This is a genomic window from Geomonas propionica (assembly GCF_016458235.1).
GTDB lineage: Bacteria > Desulfobacterota > Desulfuromonadia > Geobacterales > Geobacteraceae > Geomonas > Geomonas propionica.
The window spans coordinates 380,642-393,780 of the sequence record NZ_JAEMHK010000002.1; the positions used below are offsets into that span (position 1 = coordinate 380,642).

At 63.5% G+C, this 13,139-nt stretch carries 12 protein-coding genes; 2 read left to right on the plus strand and 10 right to left on the minus strand.

All coding sequences use genetic code 11. The features are described 5' to 3' along the window. Positions 1-394 precede the first annotated feature (394 nt). The gene (locus JFN90_RS04305) at positions 395-772 is read left to right on the plus strand and encodes a hypothetical protein (RefSeq protein ID WP_199393865.1); all 378 of its coding nucleotides are present in this window, start codon (positions 395-397) and stop codon (positions 770-772) included. Here JFN90_RS04305 and JFN90_RS04310 read toward each other — a convergent pair. From JFN90_RS04310 to JFN90_RS04345, 8 genes are all read right to left on the minus strand, one after another. After that, a complete protein-coding gene (locus JFN90_RS04310) occupies positions 769-1,005 on the minus strand; it encodes a hypothetical protein (RefSeq protein WP_199393866.1) in 237 nt (78 codons plus the stop codon). The two genes, JFN90_RS04305 and JFN90_RS04310, sit on opposite strands and share 4 nt — an antisense overlap. 13 nt (positions 1,006-1,018) lie before the next feature. Beyond that, entirely contained in the window at positions 1,019-1,714 is a 696-nt protein-coding gene (locus JFN90_RS04315) for a YggS family pyridoxal phosphate-dependent enzyme (RefSeq protein WP_199393867.1), read from the minus strand. 15 nt (positions 1,715-1,729) lie between these two features. Then, positions 1,730-2,305 (minus strand): Maf family nucleotide pyrophosphatase, encoded by a 576-nt coding sequence (locus JFN90_RS04320; RefSeq protein WP_199393868.1) that lies wholly within the window; start codon positions 2,303-2,305, stop codon positions 1,730-1,732. A gap of 13 nt (positions 2,306-2,318) precedes the next feature. Continuing rightward, positions 2,319-2,519: a hypothetical protein gene (locus JFN90_RS04325; RefSeq protein WP_199393869.1), complete on the minus strand. Its 201-nt coding sequence runs from the start codon at positions 2,517-2,519 to the stop codon at positions 2,319-2,321. A 40-nt stretch (positions 2,520-2,559) separates the two neighbouring features. Further along, a complete protein-coding gene (trmFO, locus tag JFN90_RS04330; protein ID WP_199393870.1) occupies positions 2,560-3,870 on the minus strand; it encodes a methylenetetrahydrofolate--tRNA-(uracil(54)-C(5))-methyltransferase (FADH(2)-oxidizing) TrmFO in 1,311 nt (436 codons plus the stop codon). 363 nt (positions 3,871-4,233) lie between these two features. Further along, positions 4,234-6,576: a type I DNA topoisomerase gene (gene topA / locus JFN90_RS04335; protein ID WP_199393871.1), complete on the minus strand. Its 2,343-nt coding sequence runs from the start codon at positions 6,574-6,576 to the stop codon at positions 4,234-4,236. 25 nt (positions 6,577-6,601) lie between these two features. Continuing rightward, positions 6,602-7,681: a DNA-processing protein DprA gene (gene dprA, locus JFN90_RS04340; protein ID WP_199393872.1), complete on the minus strand. Its 1,080-nt coding sequence runs from the start codon at positions 7,679-7,681 to the stop codon at positions 6,602-6,604. A gap of 19 nt (positions 7,682-7,700) precedes the next feature. Then, positions 7,701-8,708, minus strand: coding sequence for a LysM peptidoglycan-binding domain-containing protein (locus tag JFN90_RS04345; RefSeq protein WP_199393873.1), 1,008 nt, complete (start codon positions 8,706-8,708; stop codon positions 7,701-7,703). A gap of 427 nt (positions 8,709-9,135) precedes the next feature. Between JFN90_RS04345 and JFN90_RS04350 the strand changes: the two genes are divergently transcribed. Then, a complete protein-coding gene (locus JFN90_RS04350; RefSeq protein ID WP_199393943.1) occupies positions 9,136-10,383 on the plus strand; it encodes a peptidase U32 family protein in 1,248 nt (415 codons plus the stop codon). Here the strand turns inward: JFN90_RS04350 and JFN90_RS04355 are convergent. Together JFN90_RS04355 and JFN90_RS04360 are read right to left on the minus strand one after the other, a co-directional pair. Beyond that, complete coding sequence (locus JFN90_RS04355) at positions 10,361-11,329, minus strand: GGDEF domain-containing response regulator (RefSeq protein WP_199393874.1); 969 nt, start codon at positions 11,327-11,329, stop codon at positions 10,361-10,363. The two genes, JFN90_RS04350 and JFN90_RS04355, sit on opposite strands and share 23 nt — an antisense overlap. Before the next feature lie 12 nt (positions 11,330-11,341). Beyond that, positions 11,342-13,129 carry an ATP-binding protein gene (locus JFN90_RS04360; RefSeq protein WP_199393875.1) on the minus strand — a complete coding sequence of 596 codons (1,788 nt, stop codon included), beginning with the start codon at positions 13,127-13,129 and terminating at the stop codon, positions 11,342-11,344. Between the last annotated feature and the right edge of the window lie 10 nt (positions 13,130-13,139).

Consider the following 13,139-nt stretch of genomic DNA (forward strand, 5'->3'; position numbering starts at 1 on the left):
ATTTTTTGTAAAGGATGGGAACTTCGGAGAAAACCTGAAAGGGAAAGACAAACCATTCACAGGGAGAAAATCTGAGGACGTCTGAGGAAAAACAACGGCTGGAGAAAACCTAAACTCTTTGGGTCGGTTTGCTCAGATTTACTCAGATGTTCTCCGTGGCTAATGGTCTTGGGGGATTTCGCGTAATAACCGAACAGCACCTGTTCAAATGCCGTACAACAGGGACCACCTCTGCCACCCCACCTGACGCTTGACTACCCTCGCCTATTCTACAACTTCACGGAATGACATGATTTTGGTCTTAATGAGAGATAATGTCACAGGGAGGGGTTTTGGGCGTTGTTTGTGCTACAGGGAGGGAAACGGAATCAGAACTGGTAACGGGGGGAAAATTATGAACATGTTCGGCGCAATGATGATGACCGTCACCATGACCATGACCGCTGTCATGCTGCCTCGCATCTACATGTCCTGGCTCGTGGCCGAACGCCACTTCCTGGAAGGTGAGATCAAGCAACTGATGGAGCTCCTCGTCGAACAGAACAACTGGGTGTGGCGGCAGTTCGGTTGCGGTGCGGTGGCAGTCGCCATGCTCTGGATGGTGCGCCACTCCCAGCACGACCTTTCCATACCGTCTTCCATGGAGGCGGCGCTGGCCTTTTACGCCACCATATCCCTGGTCTTCGCGGTGATGGAATCGCTCATCGCCCAGCGGGTTTCCGGCTTCCTGGCACTGGTGCCGGCACCGGCCAAGATCGCGGACGAAGACTAGCGTTTCCTGAAGGATTCAACCCCGCGCCGCAGCAGGTTGGCCAGATAGATGGACACGAACATGATGAGGGCGACATTGACGAAGCGGGTCCAGATGGGATCGGCTGCGGCGACGCCGCTCCTGCCGAAGTTGTGATAAAGATACCAACCACTTAACGATGCTCCCACTACGGCGCCCGCTACCACAAAGGGGCGCCGCAGCTTTGATACCTGCTTTTGCTCTCCTGGCACCATGACCTCCCCTGCCTCAGTGGTACTGGCGCTCGCCGAACAGGGCGGAGCCGACCCGCACCAGGGTGGCGCCTTCCTCGATGGCGGCTTCGAAATCGCCGGACATTCCCATGCTCAGCTCGCGCATCTCCACGCCGGGGATGGCAGCCTGACGCACCTCTTCGGCCAGCTCACGCAATTTGCGGAAGTAGGGGCGCGCCCCCTCAGGATCATCGAAGAACGGGGGCATGGTCATCAGCCCCTTGACCTTGAGGTTCGGCAGTTGCGCCACCTCGCGCACCAGCCCCAGGAGCTCCTCGCTGCTGGCCCCCCCCTTGGTTTCTTCGCGGGAGATGTTCACCTGCACCAGTATGTCGCACACCTTGCCCAGGGCGCCCCACTGCCGGTCGATTTCGCGAGCCAGGCTCAGGCGGTCCACGGAGTGGATCAGGTCCACCTTGCCGGCGATCTGACGTACCTTGTTGCTTTGCAGGCTGCCGATGAAATGCCAGGAGATCTCCCCGGGGAGCTCGGGCTGCTTCGCCACCAGCTCCTGGACGTAGTTTTCTCCGAAGATGGTCTGGCCGCAGGCGAAGGCGGCGGCTATGGCAGCGGCGGGCTTGGTCTTGGAAACGGCGACCAGTCGTACCGCCCCCGGTTCACGCCCTGCCCTGGCAGCGGCCTGCGCCATGCGCTCGCGAATCTCCTTGAGATGTTCGGCAATCTCACCCATTGCGTCCCCCTTGTCCTACAGTGCGCCCAAGACCCTCAGTTTCTCGACCACTTCGCACAGCGGCAGCCCCACCACGTTGGTGTAGGAGCCGTCGATCTTCTGTACCATGTGCGCCGCGCCACCCTGGATGGCGTAGCCGCCGGCTTTGTCGAAGGGACATCCGGTGGCGATGTAGGCATCGATCTCCTCGTCGCGCAGCGGTTTGAAAAAGACCTTGGTGCGCACCGCCTCCACCAGGGCATCGTCGCGCTCGCGGTCGTAGATGGCGAAGCCGGTCACCACTTCGTGCGGCACGCCGGAAAGCTTCCTCAGCATGCGCTGCGCGTCGGCGTGGTCCTTGGGTTTACCCATGATCTCGCCGTCGCAAAGGACGATGGTGTCGGCGCCGAGGAAGTAGCGCCCCTCGGTCTTTTCCGCCGCGGCGCGGGCCTTGCCTTCCGCCAGGCGCAGCACGTGGTCGACCGGCTCCTCGTTGGGGAGCTGGTCCTCGCAGATGTCGGCGGGCAGGACGCGGAAGCTGATCCCGGCGGATTCCAGCAGTTCGCTCCGCCTCGGGGAAGCGGAGGCTAGTACGATGGGTGCTACTGACATGATTTCTCCTTGATTATTTGCCGCGACAACGGCGGCAGAAACGGAAGATAAGGAGCAGCGCGAGCACCACGACGGCGCCGAGGACGGTCTTCCGGTGGCTGCCGGTGGCAAGGCCATACACCAGTGAAGCGACCCCCATCACGAAGACCAGGGCCTCCAGCGAAAGCAGCCGCCCGACGACGCTTATTTCCTGCCGTTCCTTGTTCCCCGTCATAGCAACCTCCTCGGCACGCCCCGTCTGGGACGCGGAGCGGCTACCCGGCGACCTCGGGCAACCACGTTTGCAGCGCCTCAAGGCCCCGTTGCGCCAAGAGACCGCGTTTTTCCTTTTTCTTGATGCGCCCGCCCAGTGGCGGGAAGAGCCCGTAGTTCACGTTCATAGGCTGGAAGTGCGCCGCTTCGGTGTTAGTTATATGGCGCGCCAACGCGCCGATGGCGGTTTCGGCGGGAGGGACGATCAGGTCCTCCCCCTTGGCCAGGCGCGCCGCGTTGACCCCGGCAACGAAACCGCTGGAAGCGGATTCCACGTACCCTTCCACGCCGGTGATCTGGCCGGCGAAGAGGATCCGGGAATCGCTCTTCAACTGGCAGGTGGCCGAGAGGAGCTGCGGCGCGTTGATGAACGTGTTGCGGTGCATGGAGCCAAGACGCAGGAACTGGGCCTGCTCCAGGCCGGGAATCATGCGGAAGATCCTTTTCTGCTCGGGCCAGGTGAGCTTGGTCTGGAAACCGACCAGGTTGAACATGGTGGCCTCGCGGTTCTCCTGGCGCAGCTGGATCACGGCGTACGGCTCCACGCCGACCCGGGGATCGGCAAGCCCCACCGGCTTCATCGGGCCGAAGCGGAGCGTCTCGACGCCGCGGCTCGCCATCTCCTCGATGGGCATGCACCCCTCGAAGTGGACCACCTTCTCGAAGCTCTTGGGCTCCACCTTCTCGGCGGCCAGGAGTTCGCTGACGAAACTGCGGTACTGCTCCTCGTCCATGGGGCAGTTCAGGTAGTCGTCGCCGTCACCCTTGCCGTAGCGGGAGGCGCGGAATGCCTTGTCGTAGTCGATGGAGTCGGCGGCGACGATGGGGGCAATGGCGTCGTAGAAGTAGAGGTAGCTGCCGGCCAGGCGGCCGATCTCTTCGGCCAAGGGGCCGCTGGTGAGAGGACCGGAGGCGACCACCACGATCCCCTCCTCGGGGATGCTGGTCAGCTCTTCGCGCACCACCTCGATGTTGGGGTGCTGCTCGATCTTCTCGGTGATGTAGGTGGAAAAGAGTTCGCGGTCCACGGCCAGCGCGCCGCCGGCGGGGACCTTGGTAGCCTCGGCGCCTTCCATGAAGAGCGAGTCCAGGCGGCGCAGTTCTTCCTTCAAAAGACCGACGGCGTTCTCCAGGGAGTCGCCGCGCAGCGAGTTGGAGCAGACCAGTTCGGAGAGGCCCGGGAGCTCGTGTGCCTCGGAGTATTTCTGCGGCTTCATTTCGTACAGGCGAACCTTCACGCCGCGTTTGGCCGCCTGCCAGGCTGCCTCGCATCCGGCCAGTCCGCCGCCTATTACCGTGATCTGCTGGGTCATCTATTCTCCTAAATCTTTAAGCTAAAGCTTCAACGCAAAGACGCAAAGCCGCTGAGGCGCAAAGAGACTACGAAACTAAAACCAAAACTTTAATTTAACGCAAAGACGCAGAGGCGCAAAGAAACCAGGAAAACCTTTAGAGGGGAAACCCAACGTCCTTTTTCCTTTGCGCCCTTGCGGCTTTGCGTTGAAAAAGCCTTTGTCTGGAACCCGCTTTTCCCTTTGCGCCTTCGCGGCTTGGCGCCTTTGCGTTGAAGCTTTTTGCGGTGTCTTCAAAATCAAAGCGGGGTCCGAAGACCCCGCGCACGTCACTATTAACTGCGTGAAAGGGGACCGGCACCTGCGGAGCCAGTCCCCTCGCACCTACTCTTTGTTGCTCTGGTAGTCACACCCTTCCTTGGGACACTTGAGGAACTCGCCCTCGCGCTTGTAGACCTTCTTCACCAAAAGCGGGAAACCGCACTTGGGACAGGGCTTCTGCACGGGGAGATCCCACAAGGCGAACTTGCACTCGGGATACCGGTTGCAGGAGTAGAAAAGCTTGCCGAAACGGGACTTCTTCTCGATCAACTCTCCCTTGCCGCAGGCGGTGCAGGTGATGCCGGTCCCCTTGGGCTTCACCAAGGGCTGGATGTTCTTGCAGTTGGGGTACGCGGAGCAGGCCAGGTACTTGCCGAAACGCCCTTCCTTGATCAGCATGTGGCTGCCGCACTTGTCGCAGACTTCCTCGGAAACCACGGGCTCGACCACCTCGCCGGTCTCCTTGTCCAGGGGACGGATGTAGCGGCACTCGGGATAGCCGGTGCAGGCGAAAAACTTGCCGAACTTGCCGAGCTTCACCACCAACGGCTTGCCGCACTCGGGGCAGACCTCGTCGGTCGCCTCGGTGGTCAGGTCGGACTTGCTCACTTCCCCTTCCTTCAACTTCAGAAGGTTGATGAACGGCCCCCAGAACTCGTGCAAGAGCGGCCGCCACTGCTTCTCGCCCCGGGAGACCATGTCGAGCTGTTCCTCGAGGTTGGCGGTGAAGTTGTAGTCGACGTACTGGTTGAAATGGTTGGTCAGAAGGTCGGAGACCACCATGCCCACGTCCTCGGGGAAGAAACGCTTCTTGTCCAGGCGCGCGTACTTGCGCTCGATGATGGTGTTCATGATCGAGGCGTAGGTGGACGGGCGCCCGATGCCGTACTCTTCGAGGGTCTTCACCAGGGTCGCCTCGGTGTAGCGCGGCGGCGGCTGGGTGAAGTGGCGCTCGGGAAGCAGCTGCTGCAGCTTGAGGACGTCCCCCTCGGCAAGCGGCGGGAGCGTCCCTTCCTTCTCTTTGCCCTCCTCCTCGTCGTCCACGCCCTCGATGTAGAGCTTCATGAAGCCGGCGAAGCGGATCACGGTGCCGGCCACGCGGAAACGGTACCCCTCGCCGGCGGTGATCTCGACGGAGGTCTGGTCCAGGAGCGCCTCGGCCATCTGGCAGGCGACGGTCCTCTTCCAGATCAGGTCGTAGAGCTTGAACTGGTCCGAGGTGAGGAACTTCTTCACCTCCGCGGGGGTCTTGGAGATGTAGGTCGGACGGACCGCCTCGTGGGCTTCCTGCGCGTTTTTCGACTTGTTCTTGAAGAAGCGGGGCTTCTCCAGGGCGTAATCCTTGCCGTAGAGCGAGGTGATCAGCTGCCGTGCATCCTCGAGGGCCAGGTTGGAGAGCGCCACGGAGTCGGTACGCATGTAGGTGATGAGACCGACCGCGCCCTCGCCGACGTCGATGCCCTCATACAGCCTCTGCGCAGTAGACATGGTCTTCTTGGCGGAGAAGCCGAGCTTCCTGGCCGCTTCCTGCTGCAAGGTGGAGGTGGTGAACGGCGGCGACGGGGAGCGCTTTCTCTCGCTCTTGGTGACCTTGTCGACGCGGTATTCGGGGCTGGCCGGGGTCCGCACCACGAGCGGCGTCGCGCCGTCGTCACCGTCCTGTTTCGGGAACTCGCCGGTGCCGCCCAGTTTCTCGTAGAGCCCGAAAGCCGTCTCGCGGTTGGGGATGTCGAATTTGCCGAGCTTCTTCCCTGCCGCCTCGACCAGCGCGGCGGTCAGGCCCTGCTTTTTCACGGTCTCAAGCTTGGCGCCGATGGTCCAGTATTCCTGCTCCTTGAAAGCCTGGATCTCTTTCTCGCGCTCGCAGATGAGCCGCAGCGCGACCGACTGCACCCGGCCGGCGGAAAGGCCGTAGCGGATCTTCTTCCACAGAAAGGGGGAGAGCGTGAAGCCGACCAGGTAGTCGAGGATCGAGCGCGCCTGCTGCGCGTCCACCAGATGCCCGGAGATGTCGCGCGGGTTCTGCACCGCGTGCACGATGGCGTCCTTGGTGATCTCGTGGAACACCACCCGCTTGATGTCGAAGGGAATCTTCTTCTTGCCGTCCAGACCGAGCGCCGCTAAAAGGTGCCAAGAGATGGCCTCCCCCTCGCGGTCGGGGTCTGTCGCGAGGAGCAGCGAGGAGATCCCCTTCATCTCTTTCTTGATGGCATCGATGTGCTTCTTGCTCTCGGGGAGCACCGCGTACTTGGGCTCGAAATCGTGCTCCACGTCCACGGACCCCTGCTTGCTGGGGAGCGCGCGCACGTGGCCGAACGACGCCAGCACCTTGTAATCGGGGCCGAGAAATTTTTCTATGGTCTTCGCCTTGGCGGGAGACTCGACTATGACGAGATTCTGAGACATGTATCCACCTGGTTACGGAGTTGGTTCAGACGACCGCAAAGCGCTTGCCGGGAAGCTGGATGATGATCCCTTTCATTTCCAAACGAAGTAAGGTAGCGGAAACCTCGCCGGCTGTCAACGCGCTCTCTACGATGATATCGTCGATCTGCAGCACGCCCTGGCAGAGCAGGGCGTACAGTTCTGCTTCCTGCGGGGTGAGCGGGAAGGATGGGGGCTTTTCCAAGGGATGGGTCGCCAGGGGCTCGATGCCCAGCTCCTCGAGGACGTCCTCCACCCGCTCCACCAGTTTGGCGCCCTGCTTGATGAGGCCGTTGACGCCGCGGCTTCCGGTCGTGGTGACGTTGCCCGGGACGGCGAAGACCTCACGTCCCTGCTCCAACGCGCACTGCGCGGTGATCAGCGACCCGCTCCCCTCCCCGGCCTCGACCACCAGCACGCCCCTGGCAAGGGCGCTGATGATGCGGTTGCGTCTGGGGAAGTTCTCGGGCAGCGGCGAGGTCCCCATGGGGAACTCGCTGATCAGCGCGCCCCGCTCGCACAGGGTGCGGTACAGGGTGTCGTTCTCGGGGGGATAGATGACATCGACCCCGCAGCCAAGGACGGCGATGCTGCGCCCTCCGGCCTTGAGGCAGCCCCAGTGGCTGGCCGTGTCGATGCCGCGCGCCATGCCCGAGACCACGGTGACACCTTGCTCGGCCAACTCCTTGCCGAGGCGGGTGGCGGTGCACAGCCCGTACTGCGAGGCGTGCCGGGAGCCGACCATGGCGACGGCGCTCTCGTTCCCTTCCATCGTCCCCATCAGGTAGAGGTAGGGGGGCGGGTCGGCTATCTGCATCAGAAGGCGCGGGTAGCGCTCCGAGAGGATATCCACTACCTGCGCGCCGCTATCCCGCAGCCGCGCGCATTCGGCCTCGGCCCCGGCCCGGTAGTCGTGCTCCGCCATGGAACGGGCGGCAGCGGCACTCACCCCCTTCACCGAGGCAAGCTCCTCGGGCGAGGCGTTGAGCGCCTTTTCGGGCGAGCCGAAGTGCGCCAAAAGCCGAAGGAAGGTAACGTTGCCCACCTGCGGCACGGACTTCAGCGCGAACCAGTAATAGTGATCCATGGGGTTACCCCCTTTGGCGTCACCTGCTCTTTTTCATCTCGACGCGGTCGCCGCGGTACACGGTGTCCACGCTCTTCACGATGACGGCGGTAGAGCTGTTCATGCCGGTGGAAACCACCACTAGCGCGCCGACCACCTCCACCGGGAGCTTCTCGACCTTGGCGTTGGCGTAGCGTTGGTCGGGCACCACATCGCGCACGATGTAGAGCAGGTTGCCCGGCTGCGCCCCCTGGGCCTTGCCCAGATCGAGGAAGACCACGTCGTTCACCGCCAGGGCCTGGTTGCCGGTCTGGGTCTGCACGATGTAGCCGGTGAGGTCGCGATCGGCGGACTTGAGCGGAATAGTCAGCTTGCGCTCCTGGAAGGGGAGCAGGAAGGAACCGGCGCTGATTTCCAGGAAGGACTTGGTGACGATCGCCTTGGAAGCCTTCTCCTCGAGTTCGGAGAGCTGCAGCTCACCCAGCGGCATCACCTGCTGTCCGAGAATCACGTTGGTGACCGGGTGGCTCACCGGGCCGATCTTCTTGAATACTTGGTAGCGGTCGCCGGGGTTGGCGCCCTGGGCGCGCCCGATGTCGGTGTAGACGATGTCGTCGGTGCCAGCCATCTCGCGGTTCTGGTGCAGGGAGATCACGGTCCCGGCGGGCTGCATGCCGTTTTCGATCAGGAACCCTTGGCTGCCGTTGACGGAGAAGGTGACCGCTTGCTGCTCTTCGCGCAGTTCCTGGGAGGCGGGCGCCTGGGGTGCCTGCGCCGGGGAGGCAGCCTGGGTCTGCTCGATCTCGATACGGTCAGAATAGATGCGCACCTTCTGACCCGGGTAGATGAAATGGGGATTGCCGACGGCCTGGTTGTTGGCCCAGACGTTGGGCCAGTAATAGGGGTCCTTCAGGAAGCGCTGCGACAGCCCCCACAGGGTGTCGCCGGGAACGATGGTGTAGATGGTGGGCTGTTCCTGTGCCGCAGCAAAAGGTGCGGTGGCAGTCAGACCCAGGAAGAGCAGTGCCAGACAGAGGTGTTTTTTCATAGGCTCCTTTAGGGGCACCAGTCGCCCCACCCTCCTCCTCGCCCATACCCTACGGCGAGGTGAACAAAGTGATACAGCGCTCATGACATTGGTAACCAGATCAACGGCCAGCCTTCATTAGTTTTCGGAACCCGTTTTGCGGGTAAAGCCTGAAAGAGGTGCCGGATAAGCCTCTGAAACCGCGAGTTTAGCGGACCCTCTTTTTGACCCGGCAACCGTTGGTACCGAAAAAATTTAACATAATTAAAGCCTTTTGCCTATCAATGTCAAGGGGAAAGCGCCTTTGGGGGGTTCCCTTAGCCGCCCGGTGTATGTTAGGTTGTCCCGTGTCCGGGTGCGCCGCATGAGCGGGAACGCATGCCGGCAGGTAAGCACGGACAAGGAGTACGGTTTGACCGGTAACGCGAAGGAGCTGGAGAAGTTGCAGATGGCCGAGACACAGAGGGAGCGGGTGGCACGCCCGCGGGTGAAACCGGAGCTGCTGGCGCCGGCCGGCAACATGGAGAAGTTGAAAGTCGCGATCCGCTACGGCGCGGACGCGGTCTACCTGGGGGGAAAGGCATTCGGACTCAGGAACCTGGCCGGCAACTTCACCCGGGTCGAGCTTGACGAGGCGGTGGCCTACGCGCACGCGCACGGGGTGAAGGTTTACCTCACCGTGAACGCCTTCGCCGACAACGACGACATCCCGGCCCTGGAAAAATACCTGGCCGAGGTGGCCGACATCCCCATCGACGCCTTCATTGCCGCCGATCCCGGCGTGGTGGCCCTGATCGCCGAGCGCTGCCCGGGGCGCGACATCCACCTCTCCACCCAGGCCAACACCACCAACTGGCGCGCCGCCCGCTTCTGGCAGGCACAGGGGGTGAAGCGGGTGAACCTGGCCCGCGAGATGTCCCTGGATGCGATCCGGGAGACGGCGCAGCGCTGCGACATGGAACTCGAGGTCTTCATCCACGGCGCCATGTGCATCTCCTACTCCGGGCGCTGCCTGCTCTCCTCCGCCATGACCGGGCGTGACGCCAACAAGGGGGAGTGCACCCAGCCCTGCCGCTGGAACTACTCCATCGTCGAGGAGACCCGCCCCGGCGAGTACTTCCCCATCCACGAGGACGAAAGCGGCACCTTCATCTTCAACTCCAAGGACCTCTGCCTGATCGAGCAGCTCCCCGCCCTGGTCGAATGCGGCGTGGACTCGCTGAAGATCGAGGGGCGCATGAAGGGGATCTACTACGCTGCGAGCGTGATCCGGATCTACCGCGAGGCGCTGGACCGCTACTGGGAGGACCCGCAGGGTTACCGGCTCAAGCCGGAGTGGCTCGAGGAGCTCGCCAAGGTGAGCCACCGCGGCTACACCACCGGGTTCCTCCTGGGCAAGCCGCGCGACGTGGACCACGAGTACCTCTCCTCTTACGTGCGCAATTTCGAGTTCGTGGCGCTGGTGGAAAAGGAGGTTGAGGGAGGGGTCCAGGTCGTGGTGCGCAACCGGCTCCAGGCGGGCGACATCCTGGAAGTGATCGGCCAGGGGGCCCACTTCACCCGCTTCACCCAGGCCGGCATGACCGACCTGGACGGGGTCCCGCTCACCGTGGCCCATCCCAACCAGCACGTGATCCTGACCGGGGTGCAGGGCGCCGGCGAGTTCGACCTGATCAGGCGGGAGAAGACGGGGTAACCCCGGCCGCCACCACCCGGTTCTTGCCGCTGTTCTTGGCCCGGTACAACAGCTGGTCCGCGCATTCCAGGAGCGCCTGGGCCTCCTCCCCGTCCTCGGGGAACGAGGCGACCCCGACGCTCACCGTGACCCGTCCCAGGGGCTGGGTCTCCCTCCCCGCGAAGGGGTGCTCCGCCACCCGCGCCCGCATCTCCTCGGCCGCCTTCACCGCACCCTCTTTCCCCGTCTCCGTCAGGAGCACCACGAATTCCTCCCCCCCGTAGCGCGCCGCGACATCGCAGGCCCTCGAGTGGGTCATCACGATCTGGGCCAGCCCCTTCAGGAGCCGGTCCCCCTCGGGGTGCCCGTGGGTGTCGTTGTAGTGCTTGAAGTTGTCCACGTCGAAGAAGATCAGGCTGCAGCGCTTGTCGAAGCGCTTGGAACGCGCCACCTCCTGCGCGAAGGCCTCTTGGAAGTAGCGGTGGTTGTAGAGCGAGGTGAGGCCGTCGCGCACAGCCACCTCCTTGAGCGCCTGGTACGCCTCATGGAGCTCCTGGTTGGCCCGGGTCAACTGCTCCAGGAGCTCACGGTTCTGCGCCACCAGCCGCGCCTTCTCCGCCGCCCTCCCCGCCACCGCCGAGATCAGGTCAAGACTCTCGAACGGTTTGACCAGGTAGTCGTAGGCGCCGGCCCGAAGCGCCGTCAGCGCGCTGTCCAGCGAGGCATGGCTGGTCATGATCACCACCTGGGTGTCCGGGTTGTGGCTCTTGATCTCGCTCAAGAGTTCGATACCGCTCATGCCGCCCATCCTGATGTCGGTGATCACCAACTGGTGCGACCCGGCCCGAAACGCCTCCAGGGCCTCTTCGCCGCTGGCCGCCTCGGAGACGGTGAACCCGTCCGCGGTCAGCACCTGCGACACCACGCTTCTCAAGGTCTCCTCGTCGTCGACAACTAAAAGTTCCATGTCCGTCCTCCTCTAGGCCGCATTGGCGGCGGCAGGTGGGGGAAGGGTGATGATGAACGTGGTCCCCACCCCTTCCTCGCTCTCCAGGCGGATCTCGCCGCCGTGTTCCTTCACGATGCCGTAGCTTACCGATAGCCCCAGCCCGGTCCCCTGCCCCGCCGGCTTCGTGGTGAAGAAGGGATCGAAGATCTTGGCCTGGATCTCCTTGGGGATGCCGGGTCCGTTGTCGGAGACACGCAATTCCAGCGCCCCCTGCTCCAGCTTCCTGGCCGAGAGGCGCACCAGCCCCGAGGCCCCCCCCATGGCCTGCTGGGCGTTGATCATCAGGTTCATGAGCACCTGTTGCAGCTGGTTCGCGTTGCCGCGGCAGACGGGAAGCCCCGGCTCCACCTCGTGTTCCACCTTGACGCTGTTGATCCCCAGCTGGTGGTCCACGATGGCGAGCGCGTCCGCCACCACCTGGGCCAGGTCCACCTCGCCGAACTCGACCTGTTCCTGCCGGGCGAACTTCAGGAGGTTCTCGATAATGGTCTTGCAGCGCTTGGTCTCCTTCTCGATGATGTGCAGGTTCTTCTCGAGCGGATTGCCGCTTTCCACGCCGCGCAGCGAGAGCTGGGTGATGCCGAGGATGCCGGCCAGCGGATTCTTCACCTCGTGGGCGATCCCCGCACCGAGCGCCCCGAAGGCCGCCATCTTCTCCGACTGCACCAGCTGGCCATACAGGTCCTTCAGTGCCTGCTCGCGCTGCTTCAGTTCCACCGCCATGCGGTTGAAGGAGCCGGCCAGTGCGCCGATCTCGTCGCTCGATACCGCAGGCACCTCGATTTCGAAGCGCCCCTGGGCGACCATCCTGGTGGCCTCGGACAGCTTCTCGATGGGGCGGGTGAGCCGGCGCGACCAGAACTGGCTCAAGAGTGCCGCGCCACCCAACAGCACCAGGGAGAGGATGAGCAGATCCGCCAGGAGCGCCCTCGAGGTGAGGAAAGCGGTACTTTTCGGGATCTGCACCCCCACGGTGATCCCCCCCGCTTCGGTGCGGGAGAAGCCGCCCACCATGGCCCGGTCGCGCTCCTGGTATTCCAGGGTCAAGCCGCTCAGCCGCGGGGTGCTGCGCACCTTGCCCCACCACCCGGTCTGCGGCGACTGGCCGATTTTACGGCGGTCGGCGTGGGCGAGGTACTTGCCGGAGGCGTCGATCAGGTAGGTGTCGAAGACCCGCGAGCGGCTCGCCAGCCGCTGCAGCCGGTCCAGGCGGATGACGCCGGAGGCCACCACCGGTTCCTCCCCGTGCGCGGCGGGCTCGGCGATGGTGAGGGTCAAGGTGGGAAGCCCGGGGGCGATGGTGGAGAGTTGCAGCCGTGGCCCCGCCCCGGGCGTGGGTGGGGGGAGTGGGTGACTCTCGCGGTAGGACAACAGCTGCTCCGCAGTCACCCCGGCGCCCGCCAGCGCCCCCTGGTCGTAGACGTTCTGCTCTCCGTCGGCGCCGCTGCGGCTCACCATGATAAACTCGCCGAATTCCTCGAAAAGCCCCTGCAGCGCCTGCTCGCGTCCGGCCATCTCCTCGTCCCCCATGAGCCGGGAAAAAAGCCTCAGCTTCTCGGTGTACCCCGCCACCAGGGTGTTCGCCTCCTCAGCCGTGTGCAGCACCATGGTCGAGGTGAGGTCGTGGATGTAGGCGGTCTTGTCGGTCTGGAACAGGTTCGCCATGGTGAAGGTGATCAGGCTCAGCACCACCGAGACCACCAGCAACTGGGAGAGGAGCATCTTGAACCTGAGCGGGAACTTCAGTCTGCTTTGCATGGATGGCCTC

Coding starts and splice junctions, on each gene's coding strand:
- JFN90_RS04345 (WP_199393873.1), bottom strand. CDS start 8,708: ATGAAAAAACACCTCTGTCTGGCACTGCTCTTCCTGGGTCTGACTGCC.
- trmFO (WP_199393870.1), bottom strand. CDS start 3,870: ATGACCCAGCAGATCACGGTAATAGGCGGCGGACTGGCCGGATGCGAG.
- JFN90_RS04325 (WP_199393869.1), bottom strand. CDS start 2,519: ATGACGGGGAACAAGGAACGGCAGGAAATAAGCGTCGTCGGGCGGCTG.
- dprA (WP_199393872.1), bottom strand. CDS start 7,681: ATGGATCACTATTACTGGTTCGCGCTGAAGTCCGTGCCGCAGGTGGGC.
- JFN90_RS04355 (WP_199393874.1), bottom strand. CDS start 11,329: ATGGAACTTTTAGTTGTCGACGACGAGGAGACCTTGAGAAGCGTGGTG.
- JFN90_RS04305 (WP_199393865.1), top strand. CDS start 395: ATGAACATGTTCGGCGCAATGATGATGACCGTCACCATGACCATGACC.
- JFN90_RS04310 (WP_199393866.1), bottom strand. CDS start 1,005: ATGGTGCCAGGAGAGCAAAAGCAGGTATCAAAGCTGCGGCGCCCCTTT.
- JFN90_RS04360 (WP_199393875.1), bottom strand. CDS start 13,129: ATGCAAAGCAGACTGAAGTTCCCGCTCAGGTTCAAGATGCTCCTCTCC.
- JFN90_RS04320 (WP_199393868.1), bottom strand. CDS start 2,305: ATGTCAGTAGCACCCATCGTACTAGCCTCCGCTTCCCCGAGGCGGAGC.
- JFN90_RS04350 (WP_199393943.1), top strand. CDS start 9,136: ATGGCCGAGACACAGAGGGAGCGGGTGGCACGCCCGCGGGTGAAACCG.
- topA (WP_199393871.1), bottom strand. CDS start 6,576: ATGTCTCAGAATCTCGTCATAGTCGAGTCTCCCGCCAAGGCGAAGACC.
- JFN90_RS04315 (WP_199393867.1), bottom strand. CDS start 1,714: ATGGGTGAGATTGCCGAACATCTCAAGGAGATTCGCGAGCGCATGGCG.